Origin of the sequence: Paractinoplanes deccanensis (assembly GCF_016862115.1) — a bacterium.
GTDB lineage: Bacteria > Actinomycetota > Actinomycetes > Mycobacteriales > Micromonosporaceae > Actinoplanes > Actinoplanes deccanensis.
On record NZ_BOMI01000013.1, the window covers coordinates 23,869 to 42,332 of the forward strand.

The window sequence follows — 18,464 nt, forward strand, 5'->3', positions numbered from 1 at the left end:
TCGTCTCGCCCCCGCGTGATCAGCAGGCCGGGCCCCCGGGGAGCCGCCGGCCGGTACTCTCGGGGAAAGCCACTGACCGGGGACGATGGATGAGCCAGACCAGAGCGGAGCAGGCCGGCACCACCCGGCAGCGCATCCTGGACGCGGCCGAGCGGCTCTTCGCCGAGCACGGCGTCTTCTCGATCTCCAACCGCCAGATCAGCGAGGCCGCCGGCCAGGGCAACACGGCGGCGGTCGGCTACCACTTCGGGTCCAAGGCCGATCTGGTACGAGCCATCGTGCGCCGCCACTCCGAGCCGACCGAGCGGATCCGCGCCCGCCTGCTCGCCCGCTACGACGGCAGCGCCGTGCTGCGCGAGCGGGTCGCCTGCCTCGTGCTGCCGTTCACCGAGCACCTGGCGTCGCTCGGCACCCCGAGCTGGTACGCCCGCTTCGCCGCCCAGCTGATCGCCGAGCCCAAGCTGCGCGAGCTCGTCGCCGTCGACGTGGGTGAGGCGCCGACCCTGCGCGCGGCCACCGGCGCGCTGCACGACTGCCTGCCCGAGCTGCCCGATCGGGTCCGGCGCGAGCGCGACGACATGGCCCACACGCTGATCGTGCATTTCTGTGCGCAGCGTGAGCGCTCCCTGACCCCGCAGTGGCCGGCCGCGGCGAGCAGCCTCATCGATGCGGTCCAGGGCCTGTATCGAGCGCCCGTGACCGTTCCGGAAGTCAATCAGTTGGTTTAAATTGTGGGCCCGGGATGCGATCCACTCCGGACGGTCTTCGCGAAAGGGCCCCCATGTTCCCCACCACCCCGCACCGCTACACGCCCGAGGAAGTGGAGTGGCTGCGCTCCCGCTACCGGCAGGAGCGGGACCGCCGCATCCGTCCCGAGGGCAACGCGCAGTACCAGCGGGCGTCCGGCGAGATCGTCACCGACCCGTACACGGAGCGTGCCGAGCGTGCCCCCGTCCACGACCGCGTCGAGGCCCTGGTCATCGGCGGCGGCTTCGGCGGCCTGCTCGCCGGCGCGCGGCTGCGCCAGGCCGGCGTCGGCGACATCCGCATGGTCGACGAGGGCGGCGACTTCGGCGGCACGTGGTATTGGAACCGCTACCCCGGCGTCCAGTGCGACGTCGAGGCCACCGTCTACATGCCGCTGCTCGAGGAGGTCGGCTACGTCCCCAAGTGGCGGTACGCGCCCGGCGAGGAGATCCGCGCCCACGCCGTCGCGATCGCCAAGCAGTTCGACCTGTACGCCGACGCCCTCTTCCACACCCGCGTCACCGAGCTGCGCTGGGACGACGAGACCGCCGAGTGGACCGCCACCACCGACCGCGGCGACGAGTTCCGGACCCGCTACGTGGTCATCTCCTCCGGCACGCTCGCCCAGCCGAAGCTCCCCGCCGTCCCCGGCATCGACGACTTCGCGGGCCACACCTTCCACACCAGCCGCTGGGACGCGGGCTACGAGCTCGCCGGCAAACGCGTCGCCGTGGTCGGCACCGGCGCCAGCGGCATCCAGGTCATCCCGCACGTCGCCGAGCAGGCCCAGCACCTGTACGTCTTCCAGCGCACCCCGTCGTCGGTGGACGTCCGCGACAACCGCCCCATCGACCCGGCCTGGGCGGCCACCCTGAAGCCCGGCTGGCAGCGCGAGCGCATGGAGAACTTCCTCACCCTGGTCACCGGCGGCCACGTGCCGGAAGACCTGATCGACGACGGCTGGACGGCGACGGCGAACCTCCAGCGCCAGATCCTCACCGGCACCGTCGACCCGACCATCTCCGCCGAGGAGCGCGAATACCTCGACGAGCGCGCCGACTTCCGCAAGATGGACGAGATCCGAGCCCGCGTCGCCGCGGTGGTCGAGGACCCGGCCACCGCCGAGAAGCTGAAGCCCTGGTATCGCTACATGTGCAAGCGCCCCACCTTCAGCGACGACTACCTGCCCACCTTCAACCGCCCCGACGTCACCCTGGTCGACACGGCGGACACGGGCGGCATCACGGCGATGACCTCATCGTCCGTGGTGGTGGGCGACCAGCACTACGAGGTCGACTGCGTCATCTTCGCCACCGGCTTCGAGACCGGCATCTCCGGCGTGGTCTCCGGCACTCTGCCCGTGCACGGCCGGGGCGGCCTGCCCCTGCTCGGCCACTGGCGCAACGGCCCCCGCACCCTGCACGGCTTCGCCAGCCACGGCTTCCCCAACCTGTTCCACCTGGGCTCGCTGCAGAACGCCGCCTCGGTGAACTTCACCCACGTCCTGCAGGAACAGGCCACCCACATAGCCGAGTTGGTCGCCGAGGCCGCCCGCCGGGGAGCCCACCGCATCGAGCCCACGGCCGAGGCCGAGGAGGCGTGGGTGGCCACCATCCGCGAGACGGCCCCCGACAACTACAACTTCCAGGCGGAATGCACTCCGGGCTACTACAACGGCGAGGGCAGGCCCCGCCCGGTGAACAACTCGTTCGGCCCGGGCCCGGTCGTCTTCCACGAGCTCCTGCGCACCTGGCGAGCCAACGGAGGCATGGACGACGTCATGCGCACCGCCTGACCGTCCGCCTCCCCTTGTTGGCATCGAAAGCTTTCGTCGCCGCCTTCCCATCGCAGTTGTCGCACGCCTATAGTCATGAAGCATGACCAGTGTCCTGCTCCGCGCTCCGGAAAGCCGCTCTTGTAGGTACAATCCCCTCAACGTAGGCACATCGTTGAGGGGGCAGCCGATGGGCTCGGTGTCGGTGCGGGAGTTCTCCTACAACCCCAGTGCCATGTTCAACCGCGTCGAGCAGGGCGAGACGATCGAGGTCACGCGGCACGGCAAGGTCATCGCGGTGCTGCTCCCGGGCGCGACGGGCCTCGGCCGCTACTCGTCGCTGGTCGCCAAGGGGCTGATCCGGCTCAAGGCCACCACGACCGCCGACCTCGACCGCATACCGCCGTACGACGTTCCGGGTGACGCTTCGCCGCTGGACCTGCTGCTGGAGGCCCGAGCCGAGGACGACCGTTGATCTACCTGGACGCCTCCGCGCTCGTCACGCTCCTCGCGGGGCGCGCCTACGCCACGGAGCTACGCGACTTCCTGGCGGCCCGGCCGGTGATGCCCATGGCCACCAGCACCCTCGGTTTCGTCGAGACCGTTCGCACCATGGACCGCATCGGCGACTATCCCCATCTCATGCGCGATCTCGTCGGCCGCTTCACCGAGATCCTGCTGACCGAGGAGGTCCGCGACGCGGCAGCCCACCTTGCGGGCACCCTCCGGACGCTCGACGCCATCCACGTGGCGAGCGCCCAGATCCTCGGCGATGCGCTGGACACCCTCGTCACCTACGACAAGCGCATGCTCGACGTCGCGCGCGCCGAGGGATTGCCGGCCGCGGCTCCCGGCCTCCTCTGAGAGCGGTCCGGCCACGGCGCGAAATCCGCCGCCTCCCATGGGCTGCCCCCTTTTGCGAGCACCCGCCGCATGCCGATACGCGCGCACGACCGGGCCGTTCCGGCAACGTGGTGGTATGTCCTTTCCTGGCTTATACCGTTCCGGGCCGGTATTTGTCGTTCGCGGAGCGGGAGGAGATCGCGGTGCTGAACGGCCAAGGCTTTGGGGTGCGTGAGATCGCGCGTCAGGTGAGGCGTGATCCGTTCACCATCTCGCGGGAGCTGCGCCGCGACGCGGGCACCAGAGGCGGCAAGCTCGAATGCCAGGCGTCGGTGCGCGGTGGAAGGCCGAGCTGTTCGCGCGGCACCCGAGGCCGGCTGCGAGCAGGGTCGGAGGGTGTTTGCGATGGTGGTGACCGCCGGGCATCGTGGGGACGGTCCGCATCAAGGCGTGCTTAGCGGAGCTGGCCGGCCGCCAGGCCGCTCTGGAACTGGCGGTGGAACAGCAAGTAGGCGGCGATCACCGGGAGCATGGCGATGGTCATGCCGGCGAAAAGGCCGCTGAAGTCGCCCCGGTACCCCTCGTTGACGGCCAGCGCGGTCAAGCCCTGGGCCAGGACCCATCTCTTGTCCGCGCCCTCGCCCTGCATCAGGACGATCGGCAGGACGTACTGGTTCCACTGGAACAGGAAGGTGAAGATGCCGACGCTGACCAGGCCGGGGCGGGCCATGGGCAGCATGACGCTGAAGAAGAGGCGGAAGTGGCCGCACCCGTCGACCATGGCGGCCTCGGCGACCGAGGTGGGCAGGGTGCGGAAGAACGCGGTCAGGAAGAACACGGTGAACGGCAGGGAGTAGGCCGCGTACACCAGAGTCAGGCCGGGCAGGGTGCCCAGGAGGCCCAGGTTGCGGACGACGAAGAAGAGCGGCACCAGGGCCAGGAAGACCGGGAACATCATGCCGCCGACGAAGGCGTAGTAGATGACGCGGGCGCCGCGGAAGCGGTAGCGGGCCAGGATGTAGGCGGCCATGGCGCCGAGCAGCATGGTCAGGGTGAGGGCGCCGGTCACGACGATGGCGCTGTTCAGGAAGTAGCGGCCGATGTGGGCCTCGTTCCAGGCGCGCTCCCAGTTCTCCCAGCGCAGGCGGGACGGCAGGCTCCACGGGTCGGTGAGGATCTCGTTGTCGCTCTTGAAGGAGCTGAGCACGGCCCACAGCAGCGGCAGCGTGGTGAGCAACGCCCAGCCAGCCAGGAACACGTGGGATAAAACGGGCACCGTAGAGCGGGGTCGCGGCGGCGACGGAACTGGAACCGAGGAGCGCGGGCGGGTGAGCACAGCCATCTACAGCTCCACCCGATCGCGCCGCGTCACGCGCAGGAACATGGCGGCGACCGTGAGGGTCAGGAAGAACATCGCCACGCCGATCGCCGACGCGTAGCCGAACTGGCCGTCGGCGAAGGCCGCCTTGTAGAGGCGCAGGCCCACCACGTCCGACGACGAGGACGGGCCGCCGTCGGTGATGATCTGCACGATCGCGAAGCCGTCGATCGCGATGATGGCCAGGTAGACCCAGGCGACCTGGATGGTGTCCCACAGCAGCGGCACGGTCAGGCGCACCAGCGTGGTGAGCCGGCTCGCGCCGTCGAGCAGCGCGGCCTCGTACAGGTCGCGGGGGATCGACTGCATGGCGGCGCTGAACAGGACCACGTAGAAGCCGACGTTCATCCAGATCATCACGGCCATCACGCACCAGAACGAGAACCGTGGGTCGCCGAGCCACGCCACCGCCAGCCCGTCCAGGCCGGCGGCGCGGAGGAAGCCGTTGATCATGCCGGTGTGCGGGGCGTACATCTCCTTCCAGAGCACGCCGACGATCGCGACCGACAGCACCTGCGGGAAGAAGTAGACGACGCGGTAGAAGGCCGATCCCCGGACGCCGTGGACGCCCGCCCGGTCGGCGCGGCCGCCCACGCTGATCATCGAGGCGAGGAAGAGGCCGAGCAGGATCGTCACCACCGGCAGCAGCAGGAGCAGCCAGGCGTTGTGGCGCAACGCGTTCCAGAAGTAGCCGTCCTCGGCGAGCCGGCGGAAGTTGTCCAGCCCGACGAAGTCGTACGTCGGGGACAGCCCGCTCCAGTCGGTGCCGGCGATCTGGAACGCCTGCGCGTACGGCGAGACGACGAAGATCCCGTACAGCAGCAGGGGTGGAATGAGGAAGACGGCGATGAACAGCCGCGTGCCGCGCACCTCAGGCCCGCTTGTACTTCTTGATCGCGGGGTCCTGGGCGAACTCGTCGGCCGACTTCTGGATCTTGTCGCACCACTGGGCGGCGGTGATCCGCTTGGCGTACAGCTCGGCGGAGGCCGCGTCGACGCGCTCGCGTTCCAGCTTGCGGTAGTACGACGAGTAGAGCCAGGTGAACGCGGTGCCCTTCGACGCGTCGATCAGCCCGGTCACCGACGTGAGGCCCGGGCCCAGGTCGATGCCCTCGCTCGACCCGCGCACGCAGGTGAGGCTGCTGACCTTGCGGGTGAAGTCGGCGGCGCCCTGCCGGGACAGCATGACGCGCAGGTATTCGAGCCCGCCGCGCACGTTCTTGCCCTTCGACGGCACCACGAACGGCTCGCTGCCGGTGCCGCGGAACGCCTCGTACGGCATCTTGTCGCTCGTCGTGAGGCTCGGCGTGGGCGCGACGGCCATGCGGAAGTCCGGTGGGGTGACCGCCTTCTGCTCGTTCTCGAGCCACGATCCGCAGGAGACGAACGCGGCCTTGCCCCGGCACCACTCGGTCTGCGACTGCACGTGGTCCATGCCCTCGGCGCCCGGCTGCAGGTACCCGTCCACAGCGAGCTGGTAGTACGCCTCCGCGGCGGCCTTGACGGCGTCGTGCTTCCAGGCGTTCGGCTCCAGGTTGTCGATCGCCTTGATCACGTCGAGGCCGCCCATCTTGCCGGCGGCGGCGAGGATCGGCCAGCTCATGTAGCGGGCGTGCTTGCCGGGATACGTCCACGGCGCGATGCCGGCCGCCTTGATCTGCTTGCAGAGGGCGATCATGTCGTCCCAGGTCCTCGGGTACGCCCAGCCTTTCGCCTCGAAGAGCTTCTGCGAATACCAGATGCCGTACGCCGAGTAGGCGTAGTTCAGCGACAGGAACTTCCCGTCGTACGAGCCGACGTCGACGATGCCCGGCAGCAGCGTGTCGCGGACCTTCGTGTCCGGGTCGTCCAGGCTCGGCGCGTCGAGCAGCTCGCCGAGGTCGGCGAGGGCGCCCTGGGAGACGAGCCCGTTGAAGTCGATCTGGCTGCCGCCCGAGTTGTTGACCACGTCGGGCGGATCGCCGGCGACGAACCGGGGCTGGAGCGTCTCGGCGATCTGCTGGGTGGCCGAGTGCTTGATCTCCGCCTGCGGGTGGCGCTGCCGGTACATGGCCTCGTGCGCCTTCGCGTACTCCTCGCCGAAGCCGCCGTTGAAGATGACCACCTCGAGCGGCGCGTCCTCCTTGACGCCCAGCGGGTTGCTCGCGCTGGTCTCGCCCTTGGCGTCGTCCTCGGCGTCGTCGCCGCCCATGGCGCACCCGGCCAGCGTGCTCGCCGCGGCGACGCCGGCCGCGCCCTGCAGTAGTCCGCGCCGGCTGATCGTGTGTCCCATGCTCGGCTCCCGCCTAAGTGTTCGGTAAGGGGTTCCAGCCGTCGGCGGCGAACGGGGTCGTGCCGTCGACGAGGGTCGCGCCGGGCTCGGCGACCCGGATCCGGCCGAGGAGGACGCCGCGGCCCTGCGAGTTCGCGTCGGTGCGGTAGGTGAAGCGCAGCGCGGTGGTGCCGGCCGGCACGTCGGCCGTGACCTGCCACCAGTGCCGGCCGCCGAATCCGGTGAGCGTCCCGTCGCTGGTCAGCGTGTCCCGGCGATCGTGCAGGGTCAGCGGTACGAGGGTCCAGGTCACGCCGTCCGCGGACCACTCGACGGCGGCGGTGTCGGCGCGCGGCTCGGTGTCGTACCAGAGCAGGAACGACGCCCGTGCCCGATCGCCGGCCGGGCGCCGCAGCGGCGCGGTCAGGGTCATGACGGCGTTGTCGCGCAGCTGGGTCCGCCAGTCGCCGCCCACGATGGGACGAGCGTCGGCAAAGGCACGGGCGAGAGCGCGCCGCGCCACGTTGTTGCCGCCCCAGGCCCGGTCCGGGTGCACCCGGTTGCTGAGCAGCACGAGGAACGACTGGTCGAGCGGGTCGATGACGATCGACGTGCCGGTGAAGCCGGTGTGCCCGAAGGTGACCGGCGAGGTCATTCCGTCCATGTACCAGTGCTTGGCGAGCTCGAAGCCGAGCCCGCGGGCGCTCTCCGGGTATTGCGGCAGCAGGTCGGCGTTGTAGTTGACCAGCGCCTGGCGCACCATCGCCTCGGACAGGATGCGCCGGCCCCGGTAGGAGCCGCCGTCGAGCAGCGTCTGGCACAGGACGGCCAGGTCGCCCGCGGTGGAGAAGACCCCGGCGTGTCCCGCCACGCCGCCGAGCGACCACGCGTTCTCGTCGTGCACCTCACCCCAGACCAGACCGCGGTTCACGTACGGCTGGTACTCGGTCGCCGCGGTCCGCTGCCGCAGCTCCGGGCCGGGGCGGTAGCCGGTGTCCCGCATGCGCAGCGGGCCGGTGACGCCGTCGCGTACGGCGGTGGCCAGGGGTTTGCCGGTGACGCGCTCGATCAGCACGCCGAGCGCGATGAGCCCGATGTCGGAGTAGACGTACTGCCGGCCGGGCACGGACCCGGCGGTGACCGGCGTCGCCAGGGCGGCGGCGAAGCGCTCCTCGGGCGTGGGATAGCGCGAGTAGAACGGCAGGAACGCCGGCAGCCCGGAGGTGTGGGTGAGCAGGTGCCGGATCGTCACGTCCTGCTTGCCGCCGGCCGCGAACTCCGGGACGTACGTGGCGACCGGCGCGTCGAGGCTCACCCGGCCGGCCTCGGCCTGCTGGAGCACCACGATCGTGGTGAAGAGCTTGGAGATCGAGGCAAGGTCCCACAGCGTGTCCGTACGGGCGGGAACGCGCTCGCCCGGGGGCAGCTCGGCGATGCCGGCCGGGCCCGCGGTGTAGCGGACCGCGTCGCCGACCGCGAAGCGCGACACCACGACGCCGTGGCGGGCGGCGAGAACGGTGGCTCCCGCGTACGTGGGATGGTCGGGGTGGTCGGGCGTCGGTCGTAAATATGACTCGGCGACGGCGGGCAGCGCGGCCACCGGGCCCGGCAGCAGGCCGGCCTGGCGGGCGGTGCCGGCGCGCAGCACATCGTGCCGGAAGTGGATGTCGGCGGGGGTCACGACAGGCCCCTGAGCTGGGGCTGCGGTCGCCGGCGCGCCCACGGTGAGACCGGCGGCCAGACAGAGCGGGAGCAGCACCAGAAGTCTCATTATCAACGCCTTTCGATACGCCGATTCGTCGAGGATGGATGTTTCCTTCGCGACTTGCAAGAGGGGTGAAGGTTATTGCCATCGCTCCGTGACCCGGCTACCTTCCGACAACATGCGGACGCGTACTGTCGCTCTCCTCGCCCTCGCCGCCCTGGGCGTCCCGGCCGCCGGGGTCCCGAAGGCCTCGCCCGTCGACGCGCTCCTGGCCCGCATGACGCTGCCGGAGAAGGTCGGGCAGCTGTTCACCACGTACGCCTACGGCAGCGACGCCCACACAGTGTCGGCCGAGAACCGCCGCCTCTACGGCGTGGACACTCCGGCCGAGGTCGTCGCGAAATACCACCTCGGCGGCGTCATCTACTTCGCCTGGACGAACAGCCTGCAGAACCCGCGGCAGATCGCCACGCTGAGCAACGGGCTCCAAGCCGCCGCCACCCGCGTGCCGCTCGCCATCTCCACCGACCAGGAGCACGGCGTGGTCACCCGCATGCCGGCGCCCGCCACCCAGTTCCCCGGCGGCATGGCGCTCGGCGCCGGGCGCGACCCGGCCGGCGCGTACCGCACCGGGCAGGTCACCGGCCGCGAGCTGCGCGCCGTCGGCATCACCCAGGCCTGGGCGCCGGTCGCCGACGTCAACGTCAACCCGGCCAACCCGGTCATCGGGGTGCGCTCGTTCGGCAGCGACCCCGGCCTCGCCGCCACGATGACCGCGAGCCAGGTGCTCGGGTTGCAGCGCGGCGCCAACACGTCGGCCGCCGCCAAGCACTTCCCGGGCCACGGCGACACCGCCACCGACAGCCACACCGGCCTGCCGGTGATCACGCACACCCGCGAGGAGTGGCAGCGCGTCGACGCGCCACCGTTCCGGGCCGCGATCGCCGCCGGCGCCGACGCGATCATGAGCGCGCACATCGTGGTGCCGGCGCTCGACCCGTCCGGTGACCCGGCCACCCTGTCGAAGCCGATCCTCACCGGGCTGCTCCGCGGCGAGCTCGGCTACCGCGGCGTGATCGTCACCGACTCGCTGGAGATGGCCGGGGTCCGGCAGAAGTACGGCGACGAGCGGGTGCCGGTGCTGGCCCTCAAGGCGGGCGCCGACATGCTGCTGATGCCGCCGAACATGCAGGTGGCGTACGACGCCGTGCTCGGCGCGGTCGCCTCCGGCGAGCTCACCGAGGCGCGCATCGACGAGTCGGTGCGCCGCGTCCTCACCCTCAAGCAGAAGCGTGGCCTGCTCACCTGGCAGCCCGTCGACCCGGAGGCCGCCGCCCGCACGGTCGGCTCGGCCGGCAACGTCCGCGTGGCCCAGGCGGTCACCGACCGCACGATCACGGCCGTGCGCAACGAGGGCGGCCTGCTGCCCCTCGCCGAGGGCAGGTCGGTGCTGGTGACCGGCTGGAACTCCAGTGCCACCAACAACGTCACGACGCTGGCCGGCGAGCTCGGCGCCACACCGCTGGTCACCGGCCTCCCGGACGACGCCAAGATCGCCGAGGCGGTCACGGCGGCCAACGCGCACGACGTGACGGTGGTGCTCACCAGCCGGGCGTGGGACACCACCACCGCCGATCCGGGCGGCCGTCAGCAGGCCCTGGTCAAGGCGCTGGTGGCGACGGGCAAGCCGGTCGTGCTGGTCGCGGTGCGCGACCCGTACGACGTCGGGTCGCTGCCCGGCACCGGCGCCGCGCTGGCGACGTACAGCTCCTCGGTGGTCTCCATGAAGGCGCTCGCCAAGGTGCTGCGCGGCGACCTCCCGCCGCGGGGCAAGCTCCCGGTCGAGATTCCCGGGCACTATCCGTACGGGTACGGGCTGAGCTGGAGCGTCCGGTGAAACGGCGCGCCGTCCTCGCCGCCGGCGTCGCGACGGGTCTCGCCGTCGGCGCGGAACCGGCGGCCGCCGGGTCGCCGTCGAGGGTCCGTACCGGCCTGGACCGGCTCGCCGCCCGGGGCTGGGACACGCTGCGGGGCACGCGCGTCGGCGTGGTCTCCAACCCGACGGGCGTCGACCGGTCGTACCGCCACCTGGTCGACCGCATGCACGCCGACGGGGTCACCATCGGCGGCGTCTTCGGGCCCGAGCACGGCTTCCGCGGCTCGGCGCAGGCCGGCGGCAGCGAGGGCACCGGCGTCGACGCGCGCACCGGGCTCACCGTCTACGACGCCTACCTGGCCTCCCTCTCCCGCTGGACCGAGATGTTCACCGCGGCGGGGGTGGGCACGGTGGTCTTCGACATCCAGGACGTGGGTGCGCGCTTCTACACCTACATCTACACGCTGTACGACTCGATGGCGGCGGCCGCACAGCTCGGGCTCCGCTACGTGGTGCTCGACCGGCCCAACCCGATCGGCGGCCGCGCGTACGGGCCGATGATGACCGACGGCTACACCTCCGGCGTGGGCCGGCTCGCGATCGTGCAGCAGCACGGCATGACCGTGGGCGAGCTGGCCCGCTTCTACAACGGCGAGTTCCTCTCCGGCGCGGTCCGCCTCGAGGTGATCGCCTGCCAGGGCTGGACAGGGCGGCTGCGCGCGGCCGACACCGGCGTGCCGTGGGTCATGCCCAGCCCCAACATGCCGACCCCGGACACGGCGGCGGTCTATCCGGGCACGGGGATGTTCGAGGGGGTGTCCTCACTGTCCGAGGGGCGCGGCACCACCCGGCCGTTCGAGCTGATCGGCGGGCCGGGCTTCGACTACCACTGGGGCGACCGGGTGGCGGCGCTCGGGCTGCCCGGCGTGGAGTTCCGGGAGGCGTACTTCACGCCGACGTTCAACAAGTTCAGCGGGGTGCTGTGCGCGGGCGTCGAGGTGAAGGTGACCGACCCGGGCGTGTTCGACCCGATCCGCACGGCGGTCGGCATGCTCGTCGAGGGACGCAAGTCGCCGGCCTTCGCGTGGCGGCTCGACGGCAGCCGCTACTGGATCGACCTGCTCACCGGCTCGGCGCGGCTCCGCACGATGATCGACGCGGGCGCGACGACCGGCGAGGTGACGGGGGCGTGGGCGGCGGAGTTGCGCGCCTTCTCGGCGCAGCGGCGGCCCTATCTGCTGTATCCGCGGCCGGGCTCCTCCGGCTCGGTCCCGTCGGGGGCCGGTCCGCTCGCGCCGCGGGCCGGCTCGTGAATGCTGCTGGTCAGGCGGGCGTGCACCACCGGGGGCACGGGGGCGCCGGTGAGCCGTCCGAGGGCCAGCGCGGCGGCTCCGCCCGCGCCGTCGAGCGCGGGGCGGGGCTCGCCCGCGGTGCGCGCGCGAAGGCCGGCGCGCACCGCACGGCCGACCGGCCCGGGAGTGAGCAGGACCGAGCCGGCCAGCACCACGGCAGCGCCGGGTGGCGGCTCGACGCTGTCGTAGGTGTGCAGCAGCCGCGCGGCGGCCGCCGCGCAGATCCGCCCGGCCACGGGGTCGCCGCCGTCCGCCGCGGCGCTGACGGCGGGCGCGAATCGCCCGAGCGCGGCGGGCGGGACGGCGAACCCGGCCGCGAGCAAGGCCTGAGCCGTCTCCTCATGGCGCGCGGCGTCCGCCTCTTCACGGCCCGCGCCGCCTGCCTTTTCACGGCCCGCGCCGCCCGCCGCCTCATGGCGCGCGATGTCCATGTCGAAATGGGCGCACGCCTCCTCCACCAGGGTCGTCCACTCTCCTCGGCCGTCGAGGGCGGCCAGCACCGCGCGCAGCGCCCGCACGGCGATCCACACCGCGGAGCCCTCGTCGCCCAGCAGCCAGCCGTATCCGTCGCAGCGCCGCCGCAGCTCCCCGCCCGCGAACCGGGCCGCCAGCGCGCCGGTGCCCGCCAGCAGGAGCACCCCGTCGGCCGCGGGCGTGCCGGCCGCGTACGCCACCTCGAGGTCTGTCGCCGTCACCACCTCGCCGGTCAGGCCGGCGTCGCGCCAGGCCCGCAGCGCGGCCGCCCGGAACGCCTCGCGGCCCGCGCCGGCCGATCCCGCCGCGCCGAGAACCCCGAGCCGCACGCTCGCCGGATCCACAGTGGCCAGCGCTTCGGCGAGCGCCACGCCCAGGGTCGCGGTCACCTCGCCGCCGCTGCTGTTGCGGTTCGCGCCTCCCGCCGTACCCCTGCCCCGCACGTGGCCGTCGACCGTCGCGATCACGCACCGCGTGGTGGTGGCACCCGCATCGACCCCCATCACCAGGGTTGCCATCCACCGACCGTACCCCCCGATCGAAGGAATACATCTCCATGACTACGCCGGTCACGGTCCGAGCGCGCGGCCTGCTGCCGTCGCTGTCCCCGGCCGAACAGCGGGTGGCCCGAGTGATCATCGACGAGGCCGCCACCGCCTCCCGGCTGACGATCACCGACCTCGCCGAGCGTGCCGGCTCCAGCGAGACCACCGTGATCCGGTTCTGCCGGGCGCTGGGCTTCGCCGGCTACTCCCAGCTGCGGCTGACCCTGGCCACCGAGGCCGGGCGCGCCCCGTCCGCCGAGGAGCCGGTGGGCAGCGACATCAGCGCGAGCGACGACCTCGCCGAGGTGGTCAAGAAGATCGCCTTCGCGGACGCCCGAGCGGTCGAGGAGACGGCCTCGCAGATCGACATCGCGGTGCTGGAGCAGGTCGTCGGCCTGGTGGCCGGCGCGCGGCGGGTGGACATCTACGGTGTCGGCGCGAGCGCGTTCGTGGCCACGGACTTCCAGCAGAAGCTGCACCGCATCGGGCGCGTCGCGTACGCCTGGAGCGACACCCACGTGGCCCTCACCAGCGCCGCCCTGCTCGACGAGCGCGACGTGGCGTTCGGCATCTCGCACACCGGCACGACCAGCGACACCATCGACGCGTTCGCCGAGGCGGGCCGGCACGGCGCGCGCACTGTCGCGCTGACGAACTTCCCGAAGTCCCCGATCACCCGCGTCGCCGACCTGGTGCTGACCACCGCGGCCCGCGAGACCACGTTCCGCTCCGGCGCGATGGCCAGCCGCCTCGCCCAGCTCACCGTCATCGACTGCGTCTTCGTCGGCGTCGCCCAGCGCACCTACCAGGAGACAAGAACAGCCTTGGACGCCACGTACGAGGCCGTGCGCGGCCGCCGGATCGGCACCGACCGGAGCCGCGCGTGAGGCCCGTGGAGGAGGCGCCGCTGGCGCGCACCGAGCAGCGCAACCCGCACAGCGCCACCATCGACCAGATGTCCACCCCCGACCTGCTCCGCCTGATCAACGAGGAGGACAGCCAGGTCCCGGCCGCGGTCGCCCGCGTCCTGCCCGAACTGGCCGCCGCCGTGGAGCTCGCCGTGACCGCCCTGGCCGCCGGTCACCGGGTGCACTACGTCGGCGCGGGCACCTCCGGCCGGATAGCGGTCCTCGACGCGGCCGAGCTGATCCCCACCTTCGGCCTCGACCCCGACCGCGTGGTGGCCCACCTGGCCGGCGGCCCGCGAGCCCTGACCCGCCCCGCCGAGGACGCCGAGGACGACGAGATAGCCGGCGCCGCCATAGCCGGCCAGGTGGTCGAGGGCGACCTGGTCGTCGGCGTCACCGCGAGCGGCCGCACCCCCTACGTCCGGGCGGCCCTGGCCGCGTCCCGGGCCTGCGGCGCCCGCACGGTCCTGGTGTCGGCCAACCCGGCGTCACCGATAGCCACCGGCGTGGACGTGCACATAGCCCCCGACACCGGCCCCGAGGTGCTGACCGGCTCCACTCGCATGAAGGCGGGAACCGCACAGAAGCTGGTCCTGAACGCCTTCTCCACAGCCACGATGGTCCGGCTGGGCCGCACCTACTCCAACCTGATGACCGACATGCTGGCCGGCAACGCCAAACTGCGAGACCGCCGCCTCCGCATCCTGGCCGAGGCGACGGGCGCCGACCTGGAGAGCTGCCGAGAGGCGTTGGAGGCCGCCCAGGGCGACGCCAAGGTGGCCGTGGTGACGCTGATAGCCGGCGCCACCACGGAGGCGGCCGGCCGGGCCCTGGCGGAGGCGGGCGGCCACGTCCACCTCGCGTTGCGGCACCTCGACTGACCGAGGGATCTCGGCCGATCGCCCGCGACCCGTAGCCCTCGGTGACACCGGCTGCACACGAGCTCCCACGATCAGCGATCCGGCAACGTCCGACGCGGGCACCGACGCCTTTGCTGCTGAGGCCGCCGTCTAGGGCCGCCGCGGGGGTCGCAGGCCGAGCCACTGGTCGGCGTCCCAGGCGTGGAAGCGCTCCACCTCGACGAAGCCCAGCTTGCCGGCGAGACGCATCGAGGCGGTGTTGGCGGTCTGGGTGGCGAGCACCACCGCTTCGCCGGGAAGGGCGTTGTCGAGCCAGTCGAGGGCGGCGAAGCAGGCTTCGGCGGCGTAGCCGTGTCCCCAGGCGCGGGGCAGGAAGAGGTAGCCGAGGTCGATCTTGCCCATGGCGGCGGGGCGGTGCCGGGCCGGCCTTCTCAGCAGGACGTGACCGATCATCGAGCCGTCGAGCTCGGCGACGAAGCTGCCGGGCCACTGCTCGGGGGTGCCGGGGGTCTCGCGTTCGATCTGGTCGCGGGGGCGGGCGCCGCCCAGGTAGGTGTGCACCTGGGGGGAGGCCAGCAGCTCGACGAAGGCGGGGCGGTCGCGGGACTCCGGCGCGCGCAGCACGAGCCGCTCGGTCCGGATCGGCTCGGGTGGCCAGGCGACGGGTCCGAGATCGGTCATGGCGGACAGCCAACCAGCGGACCCGCTGCCGATCAAGGCTCGCCATTCGTGGCCGCCCATGCATCGGAAGTGGCTCGGGCGCTTGTCTCACGAATGGCGCTCATGGCACGACTCCTGCGCGACTTGAGCGAGAACTGGGCGATAAAGCGCGCCAAACGGGCAAAATGATCCGGCCGAAGGGGTCTGACCGAGGGCTTCCCAGAAGATCATGCTGCAGGTACGGACATGGTCGAGCGGAAGGAGCCGACGTCATGTTGTTGCAAGGTAGCCGCCCCGAGGAGCGGCCGAGGCGAACCGTCGCCCCCGTCCCCGCACCCGCTCCCGTTCAGCCGGCCACGGCAAGAACCGTCGTGGAGGCCGCTGTCCAGCCCGCCCGCGCATACCCGCCGATCACCTGGGAGCAGCCGAGCCTGGGCCGGGCGGTCACCGACGGGCTCGGCGGCATCAGCCGCACGGTGGTGCTGCTCGCGGTGGCGGGCTTCGCCCTGCTCGGCGTGGCGATGGTCGTGGCGATCATCGTGGCGAGCATCGTCGGAGGCTTGGGCTTCGACCCGGCGAGCGGCTACTGACGGGTCACCAGGCGGTCAGCACGAGGTGGTTGACGAGCAGAGCCGTCACGGCTTGGGCGGTCAACCACCATCGCCGGTCCCGGCCGGGCAGCACGACGGCGGCGGCCGGCAGCCAGACGGCGAAGGGCAGCCAGATGCGTTCCACCTCGGCCTTGCTCATGCCGGAGAGATCGGCCGCGAGCGCCGCGGCGCAGAAGGCCGCAACGAGCAGAGCCACGCGCCCGTGAACGCCGGCTCCGCGGGTGGTGAGACGGTGGAAGGGGACCGCGAGACTCCCGGCCAGGAGACTGCTGCCGGCGATGCGGCGCAGGACCGGGGCGGCGATGGGGCCGGTGCTCAGGCAGAAGGCGGCGAGGTTCGCCCACACCCAATATCCGTATGGTCGCTCGCTGGCGAGCCCCTGGTAGTAGCGCTCCCTGACCAGGTGGTAGCCGTCCCACCACGAGAAACCAAGCAGGGTCATCGCCACCACGACGGCTGCCATGCCGGCCAGAACCCACGTCAGCAGAGAAAGAACGTTCGTTCTGCCCAACGGGGTGGCGTGCCGGCCGGCGAGATGCGTCAGTGCGACAGCGGCGGCGGGCAAGGCCAGCAGGATCAGGCCGTACGACAGATAGGCGCAGCCGGCCAGGGCCGCGCCGGCGGCGATGAGGCGCCAGGGTGACGAACGGGCCAGGCCGGCGGCGAGCAGGGCGATGGCGAGGGCGGCCACCCCGGCGAAGAGGCCGTCGGCGGAGACGCCCACCCAGACGGCGCCGGGAAAGAGGACGAGGTAGGGCAGCGCGGCGCGGGCGGCCGGCTCGTCGTGCAGGGCTCGCAGCGTGCCGGCTACGGCCGCGGTGGCCAGGCATCCGATGAGGGCGCAGGCGATCGCGGCCCAGGCGCCGCCGTGCAGGCCGAGGCGGTCGAGGGCGACGAAGACGAGCAGGGCGCCGGGTGGGTGGCCCGCCACGTGGGTGGTCCACGGGTCGGGGGAGCCCTCGACGATGTGGCTGTCGAAGGTGCGCAGCATGGTGAGGATGTCGGTGACGCGGGGAACCTCGGCGAGGTATTCGAAGCGCGTGGTGAGGCGGTCCGCTATGCCGCGCTCGGGGCCGTCGATCAGGGCGAGCGCGAAGGTCCATGCCACGGAGGCCGCGTAGGCCGTGGCCAGCAGCCGCCGCCACGGCAGGCGGGCCGCCAGGGGCGGGCCCCACCTGATCACTGCCAGGGCGACGGCGATCGCGGCGGGTGTGCCGGGGCCGGCGTGCGGGAGGACATGGCCGAAGAGCGGCGCGGCCGGGGCGTGCACCGGCCGCCCGGCCAGGCCGAGGAGGCCGCCGGTCAGCGCGGCCGCCGCGATGAGGACGGCGACCGCGGCGAGCGCCCATCGATCACCGCGTGACGACGGAAGCAAGCGCGGGCGCGGCCCTCGCGCGGGGGAACGGCCGGTCAGCCGCGCAGCGGTGCGCATGCGAACTCCCGCAAGCCGGTGGCGGGTGGCACCGCGGCGCGGAAGCCGAGCTCGGCGGCGGCGCGTTCCGGCGAGGCCAGCACGTGGCGGACGTCGCCGAGGCGGAAACGGCCGGTCACCTCGGGGGACGGGCCGCCGAACGCGTCGGCGAGGGCGGCGGCCATCTCACCCACGGTGGTGGGTCGGCCCGAGGCGATGTTGTACGGGTGGAAGCCGTCGCCGACCGTCAGCGCGGCCAGGTTCGCGGCGGCCACGTCGGTGACGTGGACGAAGTCGCGCAGTTGGGCGCCGTCCTCGTACACCTGGGGTGCCCTGCCCTGCTCCAGCGACGAGCGGAAGATCGCCGCGACGCCGCTGTAGGGGGTGTCGCGGGGCATGCCGGGGCCGTAGACGTTGTGGTAGCGCAGCGCCGCCACCGCTGCCCCGCACTCGCGGGCCCAGAGCGCGCACAGGTGTTCCTGCGCGACCTTGGTCGCCGCGTAGACGCTGCGCGGGTCCATCGGCGAGTCCTCGTCCACCAGCGCGGGGCTCAGCGCCGCCCCGCAGGCGGGACAGGGCGGCTCGAACCGGCCCGCCGCCAGGCCGGCCGGGTCGCGGGGTGCCGGCCGTACCGGGCCGTGGCGCTCGCAGCGGTAGGCGCCCTCGCCGTACACGACCATGGAGCTTGCCAGGACCAGCCGCCGCACGCCCGCCTCGGCCATCGCCGCCAGCAGGACCGCGGTGCCGAGGTCGTTGCAGCCGACGTATTCGGGCAGGTCCCGCGGGCCGGCGCCGAGACCCACCAGGGCGGCCTGGTGCACGACCGCGTCGACGCCGCGCAGCGCGCCCTGCACCGCGGCCCGGTCGCGCAGGTCGGCCCGGTGCAGCAGCGCGACGCCGTCGGGCACCTCGGGCGGCTCGTGGTGCGCGGCGGGGTGGGCAGAGTCGAGCACGGACACGTCATGGTTCGCGGCGAGCAGGGCCGCGGTCACGGCCGAGCCGATGAAGCCGGCGCCGCCGGTCACGAGGATATGGGTCACGCCGGCGACCGTAGGCCCGTCGTGGGGGC

17 protein-coding genes and 1 pseudogene are annotated in these 18,464 nt (G+C 72.4%); 10 read left to right on the forward strand and 8 right to left on the reverse strand.

Translation table 11 applies throughout. The features are described 5' to 3' along the window. Positions 1-89 precede the first annotated feature (89 nt). The 5 genes and pseudogenes from Ade02nite_RS04230 to Ade02nite_RS04250 form a co-directional block, all read left to right on the forward strand. A complete protein-coding gene (locus Ade02nite_RS04230) occupies positions 90-728 on the forward strand; it encodes a TetR/AcrR family transcriptional regulator (RefSeq protein WP_203760162.1) in 639 nt (212 codons plus the stop codon). Between the two features lie 53 nt (positions 729-781). Continuing rightward, a complete protein-coding gene (locus tag Ade02nite_RS04235; protein ID WP_203760163.1) occupies positions 782-2,542 on the forward strand; it encodes a flavin-containing monooxygenase in 1,761 nt (586 codons plus the stop codon). A 169-nt stretch (positions 2,543-2,711) separates the two neighbouring features. Next, entirely contained in the window at positions 2,712-2,996 is a 285-nt protein-coding gene (locus Ade02nite_RS04240) for a type II toxin-antitoxin system Phd/YefM family antitoxin (protein ID WP_203760164.1), read from the forward strand. Further along, on the forward strand, positions 2,993-3,385 hold the full coding sequence (locus Ade02nite_RS04245) for a type II toxin-antitoxin system VapC family toxin (protein WP_203760165.1): 393 nt from the start codon (positions 2,993-2,995) through the stop codon (positions 3,383-3,385). The genes Ade02nite_RS04240 and Ade02nite_RS04245 overlap by 4 nt, the downstream gene beginning before the upstream one ends. Positions 3,386-3,482: 97 nt before the next feature. Further along, positions 3,483-3,743, forward strand: a pseudogene (locus tag Ade02nite_RS04250) (helix-turn-helix domain-containing protein); the annotation flags it as partial. 75 nt (positions 3,744-3,818) lie between these two features. Here Ade02nite_RS04250 and Ade02nite_RS04255 read toward each other — a convergent pair. The 4 genes from Ade02nite_RS04255 to Ade02nite_RS04270 are packed head-to-tail and all read right to left on the reverse strand — an operon-like array spanning position 3,819 to position 8,764. Then, a complete protein-coding gene (locus Ade02nite_RS04255) occupies positions 3,819-4,706 on the reverse strand; it encodes a carbohydrate ABC transporter permease (protein ID WP_203760167.1) in 888 nt (295 codons plus the stop codon). Next, a complete protein-coding gene (locus Ade02nite_RS04260; RefSeq protein WP_203760168.1) occupies positions 4,707-5,612 on the reverse strand; it encodes a carbohydrate ABC transporter permease in 906 nt (301 codons plus the stop codon). A 1-nt stretch (position 5,613) separates the two neighbouring features. Continuing rightward, positions 5,614-7,014 carry an N-acetylglucosamine/diacetylchitobiose ABC transporter substrate-binding protein gene (ngcE, locus tag Ade02nite_RS04265; RefSeq protein WP_203760169.1) on the reverse strand — a complete coding sequence of 467 codons (1,401 nt, stop codon included), beginning with the start codon at positions 7,012-7,014 and terminating at the stop codon, positions 5,614-5,616. 13 nt (positions 7,015-7,027) lie between these two features. Continuing rightward, on the reverse strand, positions 7,028-8,764 hold the full coding sequence (locus tag Ade02nite_RS04270) for a serine hydrolase domain-containing protein (RefSeq protein WP_203760170.1): 1,737 nt from the start codon (positions 8,762-8,764) through the stop codon (positions 7,028-7,030). A 112-nt stretch (positions 8,765-8,876) separates the two neighbouring features. Here Ade02nite_RS04270 and Ade02nite_RS04275 point away from each other — a divergent pair, with 112 nt between their 5' ends. Together Ade02nite_RS04275 and Ade02nite_RS04280 are read left to right on the forward strand one after the other, a co-directional pair. Further along, positions 8,877-10,595 (forward strand): glycoside hydrolase family 3 protein, encoded by a 1,719-nt coding sequence (locus Ade02nite_RS04275; protein ID WP_203760171.1) that lies wholly within the window; start codon positions 8,877-8,879, stop codon positions 10,593-10,595. Continuing rightward, a complete protein-coding gene (locus tag Ade02nite_RS04280; protein WP_203760172.1) occupies positions 10,592-11,887 on the forward strand; it encodes an exo-beta-N-acetylmuramidase NamZ family protein in 1,296 nt (431 codons plus the stop codon). The genes Ade02nite_RS04275 and Ade02nite_RS04280 overlap by 4 nt, the downstream gene beginning before the upstream one ends. On the opposite strand, the gene Ade02nite_RS04285 is transcribed toward Ade02nite_RS04280, so the two are convergent. After that, a complete protein-coding gene (locus Ade02nite_RS04285; protein ID WP_203760173.1) occupies positions 11,806-12,918 on the reverse strand; it encodes an N-acetylglucosamine kinase in 1,113 nt (370 codons plus the stop codon). The genes Ade02nite_RS04280 and Ade02nite_RS04285 overlap by 82 nt on opposite strands. 38 nt (positions 12,919-12,956) lie before the next feature. On the opposite strand from Ade02nite_RS04285, the gene Ade02nite_RS04290 reads away from it, so the two are divergent. After that, the gene (locus Ade02nite_RS04290; protein WP_203760174.1) at positions 12,957-13,832 is read left to right on the forward strand and encodes a MurR/RpiR family transcriptional regulator; all 876 of its coding nucleotides are present in this window, start codon (positions 12,957-12,959) and stop codon (positions 13,830-13,832) included. Further along, positions 13,829-14,734, forward strand: a complete 906-nt coding sequence (gene murQ / locus Ade02nite_RS04295; RefSeq protein WP_203760175.1) for an N-acetylmuramic acid 6-phosphate etherase — start codon at positions 13,829-13,831, stop codon at positions 14,732-14,734. Before Ade02nite_RS04290 ends, murQ begins: the two co-directional genes overlap by 4 nt. A gap of 129 nt (positions 14,735-14,863) precedes the next feature. Here murQ and Ade02nite_RS04300 read toward each other — a convergent pair whose 3' ends face one another. Continuing rightward, a complete protein-coding gene (locus tag Ade02nite_RS04300) occupies positions 14,864-15,394 on the reverse strand; it encodes a GNAT family N-acetyltransferase (protein WP_203760176.1) in 531 nt (176 codons plus the stop codon). Positions 15,395-15,645: 251 nt separating this feature from the next. Between Ade02nite_RS04300 and Ade02nite_RS04305 the strand changes: the two genes are divergently transcribed. After that, positions 15,646-15,963: a hypothetical protein gene (locus Ade02nite_RS04305; protein ID WP_203760177.1), complete on the forward strand. Its 318-nt coding sequence runs from the start codon at positions 15,646-15,648 to the stop codon at positions 15,961-15,963. Positions 15,964-15,967: 4 nt separating this feature from the next. Here Ade02nite_RS04305 and Ade02nite_RS04310 read toward each other — a convergent pair whose 3' ends face one another. Continuing rightward, entirely contained in the window at positions 15,968-17,416 is a 1,449-nt protein-coding gene (locus tag Ade02nite_RS04310) for a hypothetical protein (protein WP_239168510.1), read from the reverse strand. Further along, the gene (locus tag Ade02nite_RS04315; RefSeq protein ID WP_239168511.1) at positions 17,395-18,435 is read right to left on the reverse strand and encodes an NAD-dependent epimerase/dehydratase family protein; all 1,041 of its coding nucleotides are present in this window, start codon (positions 18,433-18,435) and stop codon (positions 17,395-17,397) included. Before Ade02nite_RS04315 ends, Ade02nite_RS04310 begins: the two co-directional genes overlap by 22 nt. Positions 18,436-18,464 lie beyond the last annotated feature (29 nt).

Bases quoted from the DNA above. Each gene is read 5' to 3' on its own strand.
- Ade02nite_RS04235 (WP_203760163.1), top strand. From the start codon at position 782: ATGTTCCCCACCACCCCGCACCGCTACACGCCCGAGGAAGTGGAGTGG.
- Ade02nite_RS04255 (WP_203760167.1), bottom strand. From the start codon at position 4,706: ATGGCTGTGCTCACCCGCCCGCGCTCCTCGGTTCCAGTTCCGTCGCCG.
- Ade02nite_RS04275 (WP_203760171.1), top strand. From the start codon at position 8,877: ATGCGGACGCGTACTGTCGCTCTCCTCGCCCTCGCCGCCCTGGGCGTC.
- Ade02nite_RS04240 (WP_203760164.1), top strand. From the start codon at position 2,712: ATGGGCTCGGTGTCGGTGCGGGAGTTCTCCTACAACCCCAGTGCCATG.
- Ade02nite_RS04270 (WP_203760170.1), bottom strand. From the start codon at position 8,764: ATGAGACTTCTGGTGCTGCTCCCGCTCTGTCTGGCCGCCGGTCTCACC.
- Ade02nite_RS04285 (WP_203760173.1), bottom strand. From the start codon at position 12,918: ATGGCAACCCTGGTGATGGGGGTCGATGCGGGTGCCACCACCACGCGG.
- ngcE (WP_203760169.1), bottom strand. From the start codon at position 7,014: ATGGGACACACGATCAGCCGGCGCGGACTACTGCAGGGCGCGGCCGGC.
- Ade02nite_RS04300 (WP_203760176.1), bottom strand. From the start codon at position 15,394: ATGACCGATCTCGGACCCGTCGCCTGGCCACCCGAGCCGATCCGGACC.
- Ade02nite_RS04230 (WP_203760162.1), top strand. From the start codon at position 90: ATGAGCCAGACCAGAGCGGAGCAGGCCGGCACCACCCGGCAGCGCATC.
- Ade02nite_RS04290 (WP_203760174.1), top strand. From the start codon at position 12,957: ATGACTACGCCGGTCACGGTCCGAGCGCGCGGCCTGCTGCCGTCGCTG.
- Ade02nite_RS04305 (WP_203760177.1), top strand. From the start codon at position 15,646: ATGTTGTTGCAAGGTAGCCGCCCCGAGGAGCGGCCGAGGCGAACCGTC.
- Ade02nite_RS04310 (WP_239168510.1), bottom strand. From the start codon at position 17,416: ATGCGCACCGCTGCGCGGCTGACCGGCCGTTCCCCCGCGCGAGGGCCG.